General features: G+C 62.0%; 13 protein-coding genes. 8 read left to right on the plus strand and 5 right to left on the minus strand.

Translation table 11 applies throughout. The annotated features are described in order from the left end of the window. Positions 1–304: 304 nt before the first annotated feature. The 7 genes from uvrA (at position 305) to CDV44_RS19560 (ending at position 9,912) form a co-directional block, all read left to right on the plus strand. Entirely contained in the window at positions 305–3,169 is a 2,865-nt protein-coding gene (gene uvrA / locus CDV44_RS19530) for an excinuclease ABC subunit UvrA (protein ID WP_058377184.1), read from the plus strand. 41 nt (positions 3,170–3,210) lie between these two features. After that, a complete protein-coding gene (locus tag CDV44_RS19535; RefSeq protein WP_087689812.1) occupies positions 3,211–4,239 on the plus strand; it encodes an AI-2E family transporter in 1,029 nt (342 codons plus the stop codon). 325 nt (positions 4,240–4,564) lie between these two features. Then, on the plus strand, positions 4,565–6,571 hold the full coding sequence (locus CDV44_RS19540; protein ID WP_087689814.1) for an ATP-binding protein: 2,007 nt from the start codon (positions 4,565–4,567) through the stop codon (positions 6,569–6,571). A gap of 72 nt (positions 6,572–6,643) precedes the next feature. Further along, a complete protein-coding gene (locus tag CDV44_RS19545; RefSeq protein ID WP_087689815.1) occupies positions 6,644–7,318 on the plus strand; it encodes a transcriptional regulator in 675 nt (224 codons plus the stop codon). Next, positions 7,315–8,295 (plus strand): threo-3-hydroxy-L-aspartate ammonia-lyase, encoded by a 981-nt coding sequence (locus tag CDV44_RS19550; RefSeq protein ID WP_087689817.1) that lies wholly within the window; start codon positions 7,315–7,317, stop codon positions 8,293–8,295. Before CDV44_RS19545 ends, CDV44_RS19550 begins: the two co-directional genes overlap by 4 nt. Further along, positions 8,292–8,690, plus strand: coding sequence for a RidA family protein (locus CDV44_RS19555; protein ID WP_087689819.1), 399 nt, complete (start codon positions 8,292–8,294; stop codon positions 8,688–8,690). Before CDV44_RS19550 ends, CDV44_RS19555 begins: the two co-directional genes overlap by 4 nt. A 226-nt stretch (positions 8,691–8,916) precedes the next feature. Then, a complete protein-coding gene (locus CDV44_RS19560) occupies positions 8,917–9,912 on the plus strand; it encodes a hypothetical protein (RefSeq protein ID WP_140413409.1) in 996 nt (331 codons plus the stop codon). Between the two features lie 81 nt (positions 9,913–9,993). On the opposite strand, the gene CDV44_RS19565 is transcribed toward CDV44_RS19560, so the two are convergent. The 5 genes from CDV44_RS19565 to CDV44_RS19585 all read right to left on the minus strand — a co-directional run bounded on the left by CDV44_RS19565 (position 9,994) and on the right by CDV44_RS19585 (position 16,173). Then, positions 9,994–10,542: a phosphonate degradation HD-domain oxygenase gene (locus CDV44_RS19565; protein ID WP_087689823.1), complete on the minus strand. Its 549-nt coding sequence runs from the start codon at positions 10,540–10,542 to the stop codon at positions 9,994–9,996. Next, positions 10,502–12,304: a Na/Pi cotransporter family protein gene (locus tag CDV44_RS19570; RefSeq protein ID WP_084656001.1), complete on the minus strand. Its 1,803-nt coding sequence runs from the start codon at positions 12,302–12,304 to the stop codon at positions 10,502–10,504. The genes CDV44_RS19565 and CDV44_RS19570 overlap by 41 nt, the downstream gene beginning before the upstream one ends. A 326-nt stretch (positions 12,305–12,630) precedes the next feature. Then, positions 12,631–14,085 carry a phosphonoacetaldehyde dehydrogenase gene (gene phnY / locus CDV44_RS19575; protein ID WP_087689825.1) on the minus strand — a complete coding sequence of 485 codons (1,455 nt, stop codon included), beginning with the start codon at positions 14,083–14,085 and terminating at the stop codon, positions 12,631–12,633. A 69-nt stretch (positions 14,086–14,154) separates the two neighbouring features. Then, positions 14,155–15,408, minus strand: coding sequence for a phosphonoacetate hydrolase (gene phnA, locus CDV44_RS19580; protein ID WP_087689827.1), 1,254 nt, complete (start codon positions 15,406–15,408; stop codon positions 14,155–14,157). Positions 15,409–15,453: 45 nt separating this feature from the next. Continuing rightward, positions 15,454–16,173: a phosphonate utilization associated transcriptional regulator gene (locus CDV44_RS19585; protein WP_087689829.1), complete on the minus strand. Its 720-nt coding sequence runs from the start codon at positions 16,171–16,173 to the stop codon at positions 15,454–15,456. A 344-nt stretch (positions 16,174–16,517) separates the two neighbouring features. Between CDV44_RS19585 and CDV44_RS19590 the strand changes: the two genes are divergently transcribed. Further along, a complete protein-coding gene (locus CDV44_RS19590; RefSeq protein ID WP_087689831.1) occupies positions 16,518–17,558 on the plus strand; it encodes a putative 2-aminoethylphosphonate ABC transporter substrate-binding protein in 1,041 nt (346 codons plus the stop codon). Positions 17,559–17,568 lie beyond the last annotated feature (10 nt).

Genomic DNA, 17,568 nt, shown 5'->3' on the forward strand with positions numbered 1-17,568 from the left:
GCGGGGCGTGCCTCTGGTAATCGGGCCGTTCGTCCCCATCTGTCCCCACGTTGGCAACCCGCCCGCACTGTGCGATCAGCAGGTTCTGCCCCAGAAATCAAACTTAGGTATATTAGCAGGTTTAGCCGCCCGGATTTCCCCCCTGCGGTCCGCCCGACCGCTCCCGCCGCCTGTTGTGCCGATGCCCGGCTTCGCCGTGCCGGCGTGGCCTGACGACCCGGGAAACCAGGGCTCTTGGGGGCCGGAACCCGCTCCCGCGACAATTCGCCGCGCGGGTTCATCGGCGACGACTCCGGAACCGTCAATGGAAACCATTCGTATTCGTGGGGCTCGTACCCACAACCTCAAGAACGTCAATCTCGACCTGCCCCGTCATCAGCTTGTGGTGATCACCGGCCTGTCCGGTTCGGGCAAGTCGTCGCTCGCTTTCGACACGCTTTATGCCGAAGGTCAGCGCCGCTACGTCGAGAGCCTGTCGGCTTACGCCAGGCAGTTCCTGCAATTGATGGAAAAACCGGACGTCGATCTGATCGAAGGCCTCTCGCCCGCGATTTCCATCGAACAGAAGGCCACCTCGCACAACCCGCGCTCGACCGTCGGCACGGTCACGGAAATTCACGACTACCTGCGCCTGCTCTACGCCCGCGTAGGCACCCCGCACTGCCCCGATCACGGCCTGCCGCTCCAGTCGCAGAATGTCGCGCAGATGGTCGATGCCGTGCTCGCCCTGCCCGAAGACACCAAGCTGATGATCCTCGCGCCGATCGTCGTCGATCGCAAAGGCGAACACGCCGATCTGTTCGAGTCGATGCAGGCACAGGGTTTCGTGCGCTTTCGCATCCGCTCGGGCGGCGGCGCGGCAAACGAAGGCACCGCCCGCGTCTATGACATCGAGGCGCTGCCCAAGCTCAAGAAGACGGAGAAGCACTCGGTCGACGTGGTCATCGATCGCGTGAAGGTGCGCCCGGACCTCAAGCAACGCCTTGCCGAATCGTTCGAGACAGCATTGCGTCTGGCCGATGGCCGCGCTATTGCGCTCGAAATGGACACCGGCAAGGAGCACGTTTTCAGTTCGAAGTTTGCGTGCCCGGTGTGCTCGTATTCGTTGCAGGAACTCGAACCGCGCCTGTTCTCGTTCAACAACCCGATGGGCGCCTGCCCGACCTGCGACGGGCTGGGACAGATGACGTTCTTCGATCCGAAGCGCGTCGTCGGCTTCCCCGCCCTGTCGCTCGCCTCGGGAGCGATCAAGGGCTGGGATCGCCGCAACCAGTTTTACTTCCAGATGCTGCAAAGCCTCGCCGCGTTCTACGATTTCGACGTGGATACGCCGTTCGAGGAATTGCCGGAAGACACGCAGAAGATCGTGCTGTACGGCTCGGGCGAGCAGACCATTCCGTTCACCTACGTCAACGAGAAGGGCCGCACGTCGGTGCGCGAGCATGAGTTCGAGGGCATCATCCCGAACCTCGAGCGCCGCTATCGCGAGACCGACTCGGTCGCCGTGCGCGAAGAACTCGCCAAGTACCAGAACAACCGCGCCTGCCCCGATTGCGAAGGCAGCCGGCTGCGCCGCGAGGCACGTTTCGTCAAAGTGGGCGAAGGCCCGCAGGCGCGCGCAATCTATGAGATCGGCAACCTGCCGCTGCGCGAAACACTCGGTTATTTCCACGAACTCGTGCTGCATGGTTCGAAGCGCGAGATCGCCGACAAGATCGTAAAGGAAATCGTCGCGCGGCTGTCGTTCCTGAATAACGTCGGTCTCGACTATCTCTCTCTGGAACGCAGCGCAGACACGCTCTCGGGCGGCGAAGCGCAGCGCATCCGGCTGGCATCGCAGATCGGCTCGGGCCTCACGGGCGTGATGTATGTGCTAGACGAGCCGTCGATCGGCTTGCATCAGCGCGACAACGATCGCCTGATCGGCACGCTCAAGCATCTGCGCGACCTCGGCAACTCGGTGATCGTAGTGGAACACGACGAGGACATGATTCTCGCGAGCGACTACGTCGTCGACATGGGGCTGGGTGCCGGTGTGCACGGCGGCACGGTGATTGCGCAAGGCAGCCCGCAGCAGATCGAAAACTCGCCGGAATCGCTCACCGGGCAATATCTGTCGGGCGCACGCCGCATCGAAGTACCTCAGGAGCGGCGCGCACCGGGCGAAGACCGTCTGCGCATCATCGACGCCACCGGCAACAACCTGAAGCATGTGAGTCTCGATCTGCCGGTCGGTTTGCTGACCTGCGTGACGGGGGTGTCCGGCTCGGGCAAGTCGACACTGATCAACGACACGCTCTACCACGCCGTCGCGCGGCATCTCTACGGCTCGCAGGCCGAACCTGCGCCGTATGAGCAGATCGAGGGGCTGGAACACTTCGACAAGGTCATCAACGTCGATCAGTCGCCCATCGGCCGCACGCCGCGCTCGAACCCGGCGACGTACACGGGCCTGTTCACGCCGATTCGCGAACTCTTCGCCGGTGTGCCGGCGGCCAAGGAACGCGGCTACGACCCGGGGCGCTTCTCGTTCAATGTGAAGGGCGGACGTTGCGAAGCCTGTCAGGGCGACGGCGTCATCAAAGTCGAAATGCACTTCCTGCCCGATGTGTACGTGCCGTGCGACGTCTGCCACGGCAAGCGCTACAACCGCGAAACGCTCGAAGTGCAATACAAGGGGCGCAATATCTCGGAAGTGCTCGACATGACGGTCGAGCAGGCGCACGAGTTCTTCAAGCCCGTGCCGGTCGTGGCGCGCAAGCTCAAGACGTTGCTGGACGTGGGCCTCGGCTACATTCGCCTCGGCCAGTCGGCCACCACGCTTTCGGGCGGGGAAGCGCAGCGTGTGAAGCTGTCGCTGGAACTCTCCAAGCGCGATACGGGCCGAACGTTGTATATCCTTGATGAACCGACGACGGGTCTGCACTTCCACGATATCGAGCTGTTGCTCACCGTCATCCACCGGCTGCGCGATCAGGGCAACACCGTGGTCATCATCGAGCACAATCTCGACGTGATCAAAACGGCTGACTGGGTAATCGATCTCGGACCGGAAGGCGGCGCGGGCGGCGGGCAGATCATCGCGCAGGGCACGCCCGAGGACGTGGCGGCCAGCAAGGCGAGCTTCACCGGCAAGTATCTCGCGCCGCTGCTCAAACGCAGCGCGTGAGCGCAAGTTCAGCGATAGGTTTTTGACAAGGACGTCAACGCATGGAACCGCGTTCTGGCTGGAAAACGGATCGAGCCTTCTGGGTCGAACTGACAAGCTACATTTTCGCCGCTGCGGCGCTGTGGATGATTCTGAGCATTCACCTGCTCTCGGCCGTGCTTGCGGGCATGATCGTCTTCCAACTTGTGCACGTACTCGGGCCTCGCCTGCAACTGCGTATTTCGAGCGAACGCGCACGGCTGGTCGCCGTCGCGCTGCTCTCGGCGATCATCGTGGCGCTGATGACGGCGCTGATCTTCGGTGTCGTGACGTTCTTTCGCAGTGACGCCGGGCATCTGCAACACATCAACGGCCGCATGATGGAGGCGGTGGAGCAGGCGCGCACGCAGTTGCCGTCGTGGATTACCGACCGGCTGCCCGCCGATAGCGACGACATTCATCAGGCTGTGACGGGCTTTCTGAAAGATCACACGCAGGAGATGTCGCTGGTCGGCAAGGAAGCGCTCAACGCGATGGTGCACATCATCGTAGGGCTGGTGCTGGGCGCGCTGGTGGCGCTCTCGTCGATTCAACCGGTGCAGCACATGCAACCGCTCGCGGCCGCGCTCTCACGACGTGTCACGCGCTTCGGCGATGCGTTCCGGCGCATCGTTTTTGCGCAGTTGAAAATCTCGGCGATCAACACGGTCTTCACGGCGATCTTCTTGCTCGGCGTGCTGCCGCTGTTCGACATTCACGTGCCGCTGCGCAAGTCGATGATCGTGGTGACGTTCGTCGTGGGCCTGCTGCCGGTGGTGGGCAACCTGATCTCGAACACGTTCATTGTGGTGCTCAGCCTGTCGGTGTCGCTGTACGTGGCCATCGCGTCGCTGGTGTTCCTGATCGTGATTCACAAGCTCGAATACTTCCTCAACGCGCGCATCGTCGGCACGCAGATTCAATCGCGCGCATGGGAGCTGCTGCTCGCCATGATCGTGATGGAAGCCGCCTTCGGCCTGCCCGGACTCGTCGCCGCGCCGATCTACTACGGCTACCTCAAGAGCGAGTTGGCGGAGAAGCAGTTGGTCTGACACCGGCGTCCGAATACTTTCCCCATCCGCGGCGCTTTCGATCGACACGGATGGGCGTGTTTGGCGGTCATGCGGTCATGTAGTCATGTTCTGAAAACGTCCGGCACTCCAGCCGCACTTTCAAGCACCTCGCGAGACAGGGCAATTTGCCGAAACCGCCCCGAAAATAGGGCTTTTACCCGTGCTTTCGCTCTGCAATTCCGCACGTCGTCCACGAGCCCGCCGCCGGCCGTCGATGACGATCGCCACCGCACCCGCCATAGAATCCCCCCCGAAGCCATTGGTGAAATGATCGCAGGTCGATCACTACGAAGGGGGCACGCGCATGGCAGATCAGTACCCGGTCGAGGTGCAACCGGATTTTCTAGAGAAGATCGCTCGGGCAAGGCCTATTCAGGCACTCTCCGAACTCCTGTGGAATGCCTTCGACGCGGATGCGTCGCGGGTGGACATCACATTCGAGTACAACGATCTCGAAACACTGCGCGCCATCGTCGTCTCGGATGATGGCTACGGCATTCCTCATGCAGAGGCACCGACTTATTTCCGACGCCTCGGCGGCTCATGGAAGAAACCCGGCGCGCAGACGGCTTCGGGACGCTTTCTGCATGGTCAGGAGGGTCGTGGCCGGTTCAAGGCATTTGCCGTCGGCGCATCTGCGGAATGGGCCGTCGTCTACGAGCGCGATGGCAGGTTGTGGTCGTACCGCATCCGGATGACGTCGCACGACATTCGTCATGTGAACATCAGCGACGAAGTGGATGTCACCGGCAAGGCAAAGCCCGGCGTCACACTCACCATCGGTGAGCCGCTCAAGGATTACCGCACGTTCACCTCCGAGGCAGGCCGGCAGGAATTGACGGAGATCTTCGCGCTATTCCTTGCAGACTACGAGGGCAGAGCGGCCATTATTCTCGATGGAAAATCCATCGACGCCGGTACGGCAATCGCCAGCCGCAAGACATTCACTCTCGCAGACATCCGCATCGGTGGCCTTGAACACTGGGTTCGTTTGCATGTCGTCGAATGGAAGAGCGCGGCCAACAGGGCGCTCTATCTCTGTAACGACCAACGCTTTCCCTTGGTTCAGGTCGACCGGCGATTCCACATCGGCCCATTTCAGTTCTCCGCCTACCTGTGCTCCCCTTTTCTTGGCATGGCGCAGACGGACGGCACCATTGAACTGGCGGAAATGCAACCACCGATCGTTGCCGCAATCGACGAAGCGCAGCAGCTCATCAAGGATTATTTCCGCACGCGCGCGGCAGAAGAAGCCCGAACTGTGGTCGAAGCATGGAAGGATGAGCAGGTCTATCCGTTTGCAGGCGACGCCATTACGCCGGTCGAGCGCGTCGAACGGCAGGTCTTCGACATCGTCGCCGTCAACGTCGCCCGGCACCTGCCCGACTTCGACATAACCCAAATCAAAAACAAGGCGTTCCAACTTCGCATGCTCCGGCAAGCGATAGAGAAAAGCCCCGAGGAACTACAAGTCATCCTCGACGAGGTGCTGAAACTGCCCAAGCGTCAACGCGACGAGTTGGCCCGTCTACTGCGGGACACGTCGCTGTCATCGATCATCGGCGCCGCCCGGACCGTGTCTGATCGGCTGAAATTCCTGACAGGGCTCGAAGCCGTATTGTTCGACGCGGCACCGAAAAAGCGTTTGAAGGAGCGGTCACAACTGCACCGGATCATCGCGCAAAATTGCTGGCTGTTCGGCGAAGAATTCGGCCTTGCCGTGGACGACGAATCGCTCACCCAAGTGTTGGTCGCACACCGGAAGATGCTCGATCCCGATGTCGTCATCGATGCGCCGGTCAAGCACATCTCTCAAACCCGCGGCATCGTCGACCTGATGCTGTCGAAAGCGACAAAGCAACACCGCGTGAACCAACTGACGCATCTTGTCGTTGAATTAAAAGCGCCTAAAGTGGCCATCGCAGCAACCGAGGTCATGCAGATCGAGAGTTATGCCTTTTCGGTCATGAACGACCCTCGGTTCAAACAAGTCGGCACCACTTGGCTGTTCTGGATCATCAGTGACGAGTTGGCCGCCTACACTGAACATCGTGTGCAAGACGAAGCCGGACTGATTCATACGAAGGACAATCTGTCGATCTACGCCAAGACATGGGCGCAGGTGCTCGACGAGAATCGCGCCCGGCTGAAGTTCTTTCAGGACAAACTCGAAGTGCAAGTGGACAAAGCTTCGTCGCTCAAATATTTGCAGGAACGTTACGCCAGCTATCTTGACGGTGTCTTTGAGGAGACCATCGATGCCGAAAACGCGGAAAACGCCGCATCGGACACAGCGACAGCCTCGCCCTGAACGCCAACCACCAAGGCAGTCCTGTTTTTGCCGAATTTGACATTTCGTCACCGAGTGACATAATGTCAAATCATGAAATCCACCAAATCCCCCGGTACGGGCAAGCGCGACGAGAACGCACTGCTGTTGCGTGAAGGCCGCAAGATCGTCGAGGCGCTCGGCCAGACGTTCGCGCCGCTTGTCGAAGTGGTGCTGCACGACCTGACCGATCCCGATCACGCCATCGTGGCCATCGCCAACAATCTGTCAGGCCGCCAGCCCGGCGACGCCGTGACCGAGATGGGGCTCGCGCGCATTGCCGACCCCGCATTCCCCGAAGTCATCGCCAATTACGCGAACCGCTTCCCCGACGGGCGTCCGGCCAAAAGCACCTCCATCGGCTTGAAGAACAGCGGCGGCGAGTACGTAGCCGCCATCTGCCTGAACATGGATATCTCGATGCTCGCAGCCGCCGCCGCCAGCGTGCAGCAACTGGTGAACATCCAGACTGCGTCGCCGGCGCCCGTGCGCGAGACGCTCGCCACACGCCGGCTCGACGACATCGGCCCGCTCATCACCGACTTTGCCGCGCAGCGCAACACCACGCCGCAAGGACTCTCGCTGGCCCAGCGCCGCGACGCCATCCGCATGATCGAAGCGCGCGGGCTGCTCGACCTGCGTCATGCCCACGCGGAGATCGCGCGCGCATTGGGCGTGGCCCGCTCGACCGTCTACACCTACCTCTCCGACCCGAAAGGCACATCATGACTGCTCCCCAACTGGCGATCACGTACGGCGATGTCGCGGCCGCCCATGATCGGATTCGCGAAGCCGCACACCACACACCGGTACTCACCTCGCGCACGGCTGACGCCATGACCGGCGCGCAACTGTTCTTCAAGGCCGAGAACTTCCAGCGCATGGGCGCGTTCAAGTTCCGTGGTGCCTACAACGCCATCTCGCAGTTCACCGCCGAACAGAAACGCGGTGGCGTGCTGGCCTTCTCGTCGGGCAACCATGCGCAGGCGATTGCCCTCGCCGCGCGTGAATTGGGCGTGGCAGCGGTCATTCTGATGCCGCAAGACGCCCCGCAAATGAAGATCGACGCCACGCGCGGTTATGGCGCAGAAGTCGTGCTCTTCGACCGTTACAAGGAAGACCGCGAAGCGCTCGCCACGCGTCTGGCGACCGAGCGCGGCATGACCCTGATTCCGCCGTACGATCATCCGCACGTGATGGCCGGCCAAGGCACCGCCGCCAAGGAATTGATCGAAGACGTCGGCACGCTCGACATTCTTGTGGTGTGTCTGGGTGGTGGCGGCCTGCTGTCGGGTTGTGCCGTCGCGGCACGCGCGCTCAACCCGAACATTGCCATCTACGGCGTGGAGCCGGAGGCCGGCAACGACGGGCAGCAGAGCTTTCGCAGCGGCAAGATCGTGCACATCGACACGCCGCGCACGATTGCCGATGGCGCACAGACGCAGCATCTGGGGAACTACACGTTCCCGGTGATTCGTTCGCTGGTCGACGACATTCTGACCGTGACCGACGACGAACTCGTGCAGACGATGAAGTTCTTCGCGAGCCGCATGAAGATCGTGGTCGAGCCGACCGGCTGCCTCGCCGCCGCTGCTGTGCTGCAAGGCAAGCTGGATGTGAAGGGCAAGCGCGTCGGCATCATTCTGTCCGGCGGCAATGTCGATATGGCGCGGTTCGCCAAACTTACCCTCGGGGAGGCTGTATGAGTACGCTGGAACGCGGTATCGAAGAAGTGAATGTCCCCACGCTGCAACCGCCGCGTGGTCACTATTCACACGGCGTGTGCGCCAACGGCTTTGTGTTCGTCTCGGGGCAACTGCCGATCACGCCGGAAGGCGAGCGGCTCGTCGGTGCACCGTTTGCCGTGCAGGCGAAACAGGCACTCGATAACGTCGCCGCCATTCTCACCGCCTGCGGCACCCGTATCGAACGGCTGGTGCAAGTGCGCGTGTACATCACGAATGTCGACGACTGGGGACCGTTCAACGAGGTCTATACGGCCTGGGCCGGTGACGCGAAACCGGCACGCGCCGTCGTGCCTGTGCCGGCACTCAGTCACGGTGTGGCCGTCGAGATCGAAGCGACGGCACTGGCGGGCTAATCGTCGTGTGTCCGTGCGCGGCGAAGGTGTGAGCATCGCCGCGCCTGTATCGCCAATGTGCCTCGCCCCGGGCGGCACATTCGCGATAGGTCATTGCAATATGGCCGAGTGATCGCTAAATGATCGCTGAATGATGCTGTGTGAAGCCTGAGTGTTGCGTCTAATGTCGGTCAGTGAATGCGTAGCGCAGTTACACTGCTTGTCACTTTCACCGATCTGGCCGCACATGACGACCCCCGACCTTCCGCCGTCCTCCGCTTCATCCCCTTCCCCGTCAGCATCCGTGCCGCCCTCGCGCGACGCGATAGACCCGGCGCTGCCGCAGCAACGCGTCGACGACGAACCGTTGCGACTGGTCACAAGCTTCAACGATGTGTTCGTGGTGATCGCTGCGTGGCTGCTGTCGTTCGGCACCGGGTGGCTGACGATGTCGCTCCCGACGACGTTGCAGATGCTGATCTCCGCTGCCATCACGTGGGGCTTGTCCGAGATTTTCGTGCGACGCCGCCGCATGGCGCTGCCCGCACTGTGTTTCAGCTTCGGTTTCATCAGCGCAGTGGCATTGATCGGGTTCGGCAACGCGTCGCTCGTAACGCAGGATGTCAGCGGCGTGCGGCAATCGATGAGCTGGTTCACGCTCGGCGGCACGGCCATTTTCACCGCTGCCGGTGCCGCGCTCTACTGGTGGCGCTTTCGGGTGCCGGTCGCGATTGCGTTCGGTGTCGCTGGCGTCGTCATCACCGCGTGGTTCCACATCCTTGTGCTCCGGGAAAACTTCCTTGAGTGGATATTGGTGGCCAGCGTGCTCGTGGGGCTCGCGATTTTCGTGTGGGCGCTGCGCTGGGATGCACAAGACCCGCAACGCGTGACGATTCGCTCGGATGTCGCCTTCTGGCTGCATCTGGTCGCCGCGTGCATGGTCACGCACCCGATCTTCTGGACGCTGATGCCGGCGCATCCGTTCGCGGCGATTGCGGTGTTTCTGGTGCTGACGGTGGTGTCGCTTGTGATCGACCGGCGCGCGCTCATGCTCTCGTCGCTGCTGTACGTGATCAGCGCCATCATGAAGGTGCTGGTGACCTCATCTGATGCGAGTAGCTTGCCGGTGGTCGCCGTTGTGGTGGGTGCCGCGCTGTTGTTGCTGTCGGTGTTCTGGCAGCCGTCGCGTGCGTTGGCCTTGCGTTGCGTGCCTGCCGGCTGGCGGGCGAAATTGCCGCGCTGATCGCGACCGTCTTCACCCTCCACGCTTCACCCTATGCCGCGCCCGATCTTCTGGCGCGGCATCGTCTCTACCGCCCAAGCGTCACTGAATCGTGACGCGCTCCAGCACCTTCATGAAGTGATCGAGCGGCGGCGTCGCCATACCGGCGATTTTCGCGCGATCGTCCCAGCGGCGCAGTCGCATCGCGGCTTCCGCATGGTCACGTGCAAGAAACGTCTTGGCCTCGTCGTCATTGAACACGCCGCCCTGCAACGCAAGACTGCGCACGGAATCGACAGAGAGTTGGCTGAAGTACTCGGGATCGACGGCGCACAGGCAACGCTTGGCGTCGACGTGCAACCGGATCGGCTCGAGGACGGCATCGCTGAATAGCGGCCGCAGGAAAGGCAGGGCGTAGTACTGATGCAGGTCGTCGATGCCGCGCTCGGTGGGCGTCTCGCCCTGAAGATTGAGCAAATGGCCGAGATCGTGGAGAAAGCTGGCGGCGACGAGCGCCTCGTCGGCGCCCTCGCTCTGCGCTAACGCGCCGCTTTGCAGCGCGTGCTCCAACTGGGTGACAGGCTCGCCGCTGTAGGCCAGCGAGCCAAATTTATCGAACAGGGTGCGGATGTCCGGCAGGCTCAGGGCCATCGTGTGAACTCTCGTTGTCGTCGCGTGAATCCGATGGGGCGGCCGCCGTCGCGACATCGGCAAACGCCGCCAGCTTCGACACCTTCGTTTCCTTCGGCGTCTTGGTTTCTTTGATTTCCTTCGGCTTGTCGCGCATGCGGCTCTTGCGCAACGCACCGGCGTCATCCAGCACGGTGTACGCCGTCGAGCAGAACAGCGAATTCAACCGCTTCATGTCGCTGATGATGTCCAGATGCAGCGAACTCGTCTCGATGCTCTGCACCGACTGACCCGCCAGACGATTCAGGTGAGTGTACGAATACGCCCGCTCCAGATCGCGGAAACTTTCCTTCTCGGTCATCAGGCGCTGCGCGCTCTTGAGGTCGCCGTTCAGGAACACCGACAAGCCAAGTTGCAGGTTGGTCACGAGCCGCGCATGCATGTCGCAGATTTCCTGCAAGCCCGCCTCGGAGAACGACAGCTTGTGCGAAATCTTCTTCTCTTCGACCTCGGTCACCATGCGCTCGATGATGTCGCCCGCATGTTCCAGATTGATCGTGAGCGAAATGATGTCGGTCCAGCGACGGCTGTCCGGCTCGCTCAGGTTCTCGCGCGACACCCGCGTGAGATACATCTTCACCGCCGTATAAAGATGGTCGACATCGTCGTCCATCCGCCGCGTCTCGCGCGCCCGCACCACATCGTTGCTGCGAATGACTTCGAGCAGCCCGTTCAGCATCTGCTCGACGATATCGCCCATGCGCAATGTCTCGCGCGTGGCGTTGGCCAATGCCACCGACGGCATCGACAGCGCACTCTCATCCAGATGGCGGGGCCGCGCGCTGGTATCCGCTTCGGGCTTCTCGGCCAGCAGCCGCACGCAAAGGCGCGCCATCGGCTCGGTGAACGCGAGGAAGACCACGCAGCGGATCAGGTTGTAGATGACGTGGAAGTTCACAACTGCCTGCGCTGGCTGGTCCGACAACCAGCTCACCAGCAGCGGTGCGTAGTCGACGAACGGCAACACGATCAGGCAGCCGATCAGCTTGAAGATGAGGCTGCCGAACACCACGCGACGCCCGGCCGCGTTCTGGCCCGCCGAGGTCAGCATGGCCAGCATGCCGCTGCCCAGATTCGCACCGATCACGAGACACAGCGCGACCTTCAGCGAGATCACTCCCGACGAGGCCAGCGTAGCGGTCAGCAGCACGGCGGCCAGACTCGAATACGAGATCATCGCGAACAGCGCGCCGATCAGGGTGTCGAGCATCACGTCGCCGGTCAGCGAACCGAACAGCACCTTCACACCGGCGGCCTGCGTCATGGGCGTGGTCGCGCCGACGATCAGTTGCAACGCAAGAATGATCAGGCCAAGACCGATCGCCACACGGCCGAGTTGCCCGGCGCGCGTCTGTTTGCGTGAAAGGAAAAAGATGACGCCGAAGAAGATCAGCAGCGGCGAGAGCCAGTGCAGATCGAACGTCAGGATCCGCGCCATGATGGCCGTGCCAACGTCGGCCCCGAGCATGATCGAGAGCGCCGGTGCCAGTGCAATCAACCCCTGCGCACCGAAGGACGAGACGATGAGCGCGGTCGCGTTGCTGCTCTGCACCAGTCCGGTCACGAGCACGCCGGCCGCGAAAGCCAGAAAGCGGTTCGAAATGCTGTGGGACAGAATGCGCCGCAGATCGGCGCCGTAGACGCGCAGGACCCCGGTACGCACGATATGCGTACCCCAGATCAGCATCGCTACGCCGGAGAGAAGGTTGAGCAGTGTCAGCATGCCAGTGTTCCGTGATCTTGTTGTCGACGGGACGGGCAGCGCCCTGCGCCGCCGGCATGACGCGACCACTGGTTTGCCATACAGGCATCCCGCGTCAGATCAAAACTGGCGTCGGGATGCGTATGAAGTTCACGCGTCATGCGTATCCCCAATCGGTACACCGTACACCAAAATGACGGGCGCAACAATCGTGTCATGAATTTGTCACAATTTTTGCACCGACTCTGCTAAGCCTTGTTGCGTAAGGGTGACAGCGGGAACGTCACCGGCAGGATTGCCCCGCCGACGCGCCCCGCGACACCCCCGGACCTCACCTCACGCGACCTTCATGCCCCCCAAGGCAGCGTGAAGGTTTTGGTGTTGGTGAAGCTCTTCATCGCTTCCTGCACCCCTTCTTTATAGCCGAGGCCGGAATCCTTGATGCCGCCGAACGGCGTCAGCTCGATGCGATAGCCCGGCACTTCCCAGACGTTGACCGTACCGACCTGCAACTCGTCGGTGAAGCGCGTGACGTAGTCGAGGCGGTTGGTACAGACGCCCGACGACAGACCGAAGGCCGTGCCGTTGGAAATCGCAATCGCCTCGTCGATGCTGCCGAACGTAATGATGGGCGACACCGGCCCGAAGGTTTCTTCGCGCACCACCGTCATCTTCGGGTCGACGCGGTCGATCACCGTCGGCGAGTACAGCGCGCCCTCGCGCTTGTTGCCTACGAGCAACCGGGCACCCTGCGCCACCGCTTCGTTCACACGCGCTTCGAACAGGCGCGCGGCACCCTCGTCGATGACGGTACCCATGTCGTTATTGCCGTCGCTCGGGTCACCGTACTTCCATGCGCGCGTCTTCTCCACGACCATTTCGGTGAACTGCGCTGCGATGTCGCGATGCACGAGCATGCGTTTCACCGCCGTGCAGCGCTGGCCCGAATTCTTGTACGAGCCTTGCACAGCGAGATCGGACGCGCGATCGAGGTCGGCATCTTCCATCACGATCAACGGGTCGTTGCCGCCCAGCTCCAGCACGATGCGGCGATAACCGGCCTTCGAGGCAATGTACTTGCCGATCGACACACCACCGGTGAAGGTGATCATGTCGATGTTCTCGTTGGTCAGCATCTCGTCGGCAATCTCCATCGGATCGCCCGTGATCACTTGCAGCATTTCCGGCGGCAGGCCCGCTTCATACAGCGTATCGGCGAGGTAGAAGGCCGAGAGCGGCACCTTCTCCGACGGCTTGAGCACCATGCGGTTGTTGGTGGCCACCGACGGCGCGACCTTGTGCGCGACCTGATTCATCGGATGATTAAACGGCGTGATGGCCGAAATCGCCCCGAGCAACGGCTCGCGCTGCGTCACCACACGGCGCTTCTTGCCGTGCGGCGTGAGATCGCACGAGAAGGCCTGACCGTCGTCTTTCAGCGCTTCGCCCGCCGCAAAGCCTAGTACGTCGGCCACGCGGCCGATTTCATACACCGCGTCTTTCTTGCAGAGCCCCGACTCCATCGTGATGATGGCGGCGGCTTCGGCCGTGCGCTCGCGCAGCAGCGCGGCGGCCTTGTCGAGAATGTTGGCGCGCTCGAAGCGGGTGAGCTTCGAGCGGTATTGCTTGGCAATCGAGAACGCGCGGCGCACGTCGTCGAGCGATGCCTTGGGCACCGTGCCGACCAGATCGCCCGAGTACGGGTTAAAGACTTCGATGATCCGTTCACGGGTCACTTTCTCTCCGCCGATGCGCAGGGCTTCGGCGCGAAACTCGGGATGCAGCTTGTGCGGCGCGTTCATGGGGTTCTCCACAGCTTATTCAAACTGGTCGGGGTGCCGGCGTAGTTCAGCTTCGGGTCAGATGTGATTTCAGACGTGATTCAGCGCGACGTCGAGAATGTCGAAGTTGCGCAGTCGCGCCTTGCCCGGAATGCCTTCGGTCTTGCGATTGAAAAGCAGCGGCACGGTCTGTTCGGAGATACCGCCATGCGAGCGCAGCGGCACCGTCAGCCCGGTCAGATCGTGACGGCTGGCGCTCGTGCCGAGCACCACCGACTGATCGCTCACGACCACGAGATCGCCCACACGATCGGGCGGCAGTTCGAAGCGCGCACAGGCTTCGGCGTTGGTCAGTACCACTTCGAGACCCGGCAACGCAGCGATGCGCTTGCGCATGGCATCGCGGTCGATATCGCGCGGCAGGTAGATGGTGGCGAACGAACCGAGCGCGCCGTGGTGAACAACGTACGGATCGGTGATCGGCAGAATCACGCGTGCCCCGCCTTCGGCCACGCCCTTGCCGAGCCAGTCGTCGAGCAAGTCCTGCAAATAGATCACGTTGGGCTGGCCGGTCTTCGGATCGTGCTTGGCGTTCATGCCGTGATCGGCGGTCAGGCCGATGACCGCACCGAGTTCGTCCATGCGGCGCAGGTACTTGTCCATCATCGCGTAGAAGGCGTTGGCGCCTTCGGTGCCCGGGGCCCACTTGTGCTGCACGTAGTCGGTGGTCGACAGGTACATCAGGTCGACGTGGCGCGTTTCCAGCAAGCGCACACCGGCTGCGAACACAAACTCAGAGAGTTCTGCACTGTAGACGTCAGGCACCGGCATGCCGACGAGACCCAGCACGTCTTCGATGCCATTCTCGGCGAGCGTGACCTGATCGGCCTTCTCAGACGAGAAGCAGATGCCCGTCATGCGGTGGCCGAGCAGCTTGCGCAGCTTGTCTTTGGCGGTGACGACGGCCACCTTGGCACCGGCGTCCGCCGCAGCTGCCAGCACCGTCCCGGCGCGCAGGTAGGCGGGGTCGTTCATCATGACTTCGGCGCCCTTGCCACCGTCGGCGGCCGGGTCGTAGAAGTAGTTGCCGCAGATGCCATGCACGGCCGGGGGGGCGCCGGTCACGATGGACAGATTGTTCGGGTTGGTGAACGACGGCACCACGCAGTCGCCCTGAAACACCGCGCCATCGGCGAGCAGGTGTTTGAGGTACGGCGCGACGCCGGCGTTGGCGGCCGCTTCGAGATATTCGAACTGGCAACCGTCGACACACACGATGACGGTGGGCTGTTGCGGCAGCCGGTACTGGCGGCCATTCACTTGGATCTGCACGGGCTGGTTCACGTCGGTCTCCTCAAGGGCAATTCGTTCGATCACATCAATGTTTAATTAGCCGGCCTTCGCCTGCGCCGGCGCCGCGCCGGGCGCACGCGCCAGCGCTTCGCGAATGCGCGCCTGGCCGCGCGACAAGTGCTCGCGAATGACCTGAGCGGCGCGCGCCGGATCGCGCGAGGCGATAGCGCTCACGATGTCGCGGTGCTCACGTTCCGACTTCGGCGGTGCCGAGGTATCGGCCGTCAGCGCTTCATGGCGGAACAGACTCAATTCCTTCACCAGCCGGCGGTAGGTCTCAAGCAACTTGCGATTGCCGACCATCTCGACGAGCGTGTCGTGAAACGCGAGGTTCAACTGGTAGTACGCCTCGCTGTCCCCCGCTTCCACCGCCTGATGCATCGCTTCGACCGACTCGCGCAGACGCGTGAGCTGCTCCGACGTGATGACTTCGGCCAGCGTGCGGCCCACGTACTCGTCGAGCACGCCACGCAGGGTGTAGATCTCTTCGGCCTCTTCGAGCGAGATCACCCGCACGAACACGCCGCGATTCTTTTCGGTGCGCAGCAGACCCGCTTCTTCGAGCGCGCGAAACGCCTCGCGCACCGGGCCACGTGACACGCCAAGACGTCCCGCCACTTCAATCTCGTTGAGCTTGGTCCCGGGCGTGAGCGTGCCGGCCATGATCTGGCGCTCGATTTCGTGCTGCACGAGCGTGGTGAGCGACTGGCTTTGCAGCAGCTCGATGGCCGTGGCCGAAGTGGGCTTAGGGGTCATACCGTCTTCCTTATCTCTGAACTCTGATGCGAACATTCAGCAATCACGCGAGGCAATTTGTGGCATTGCGTGATTATTTTTGTTGCTTGACATTCAAGCACAGCACTTTGTAGATTGTCAACAAAACACATCCGACATCGCAGGCAAATTTGGCAACACGGTCGGGGTGAGTTGGTGAAGGCAGTGACAAAACTCTATCTGAATCAATGATTTCCATACTATTGGAGGTATTTGACGAGCAGATGACAAATGCAAAGAGTTTCAAGAAAAAGACATAATTTGCCAATAATATGCAACACATCGCCTCATAGAAGGCGCTTTTGCCCGACCCACAGGAGCCATTCATGAACCAACCGATGCGCCGCGCCCTGCGTGCTGCCGCCGCCTTAGCCACCGGCCTTGTCTGTGCCGCTCAGGCCGGCCACGCCCTCGCCAAGACCACGTTGACTGTCTACACAGCGTGGGAGGTCGAAGTCATGCGGCCGTACGCCGAGGCCTTCCAGAAAGCGAACCCCGATATCGACATCAAGTACGTGCGCGATTCCACCGGTGTGGTCACCGCCAAGGTGCTCGCCGAGAAAGCCAACCCGCAGGCGGACGTGATCGCGGGGCTCGCCGCATCGAGTCTGGAACTGATCAAGCAGGAAGGCCTGCTCACGCCGTATTCGCCCAAGGGTTTCGACCAGCTCACGCGGGCCTATAGCGACAAGGCCACGCCGCCGTCGTGGATCGGGCTCGACGTGTGGGGCGCGACGGTGTGCTTCAACACGGTGGAAGCGGCCAAGCGCAACCTGCCGAAGCCCACGTCGTGGGAAGACCTGGCCAAGCCCATCTACAAGGGCATGATCGTGATGCCGAACCCGGCCACCTCGGGCACCGGCTTTCTCGATGTGACGGCGTGGCTCCAGATGTTCGGCAAAGAGGGCGGCTGGAAGTACATGGACGCGCTCGACAAGAACATCGTCAAGTACACGCACTCGGGCTCGAAGCCCTGTCGCGACGCAGGCGCAGGCGAGTACCCGATCGGCATCTCGTTCGAATTCAACGCCCATCGCACCAAGGCCGCCGGCGCGCCGATCGATCTGGTGTTTCCGAAGGAAGGGCTGGGTTACGACATCGAAGCCGCGGGCATCGTGAAGACCACCAAGAAGATGGACGCTGCGAAGCGCTACATGGACTGGCTGGCCAGCAAGGAAGCCAACGAGATGTACGCGAAGGACTGGGCCATCGTGGCGTATCCGGGCGTGGCGAAGAAGTTCGACACGATTCCCGCCAACTACCCCGACATGCTCGTGAAGAACGATTTCACGGAAATTGCCAAGAGCCGCGAATCGGTACTCTCCGAGTGGCAGAAACGATACGGCGCGAAGTCGGAGAAGAAGTGACGAGCGCGGC

Source organism: Pandoraea sp. PE-S2R-1 (assembly GCF_002179865.1).
Classification (GTDB): domain Bacteria; phylum Pseudomonadota; class Gammaproteobacteria; order Burkholderiales; family Burkholderiaceae; genus Pandoraea.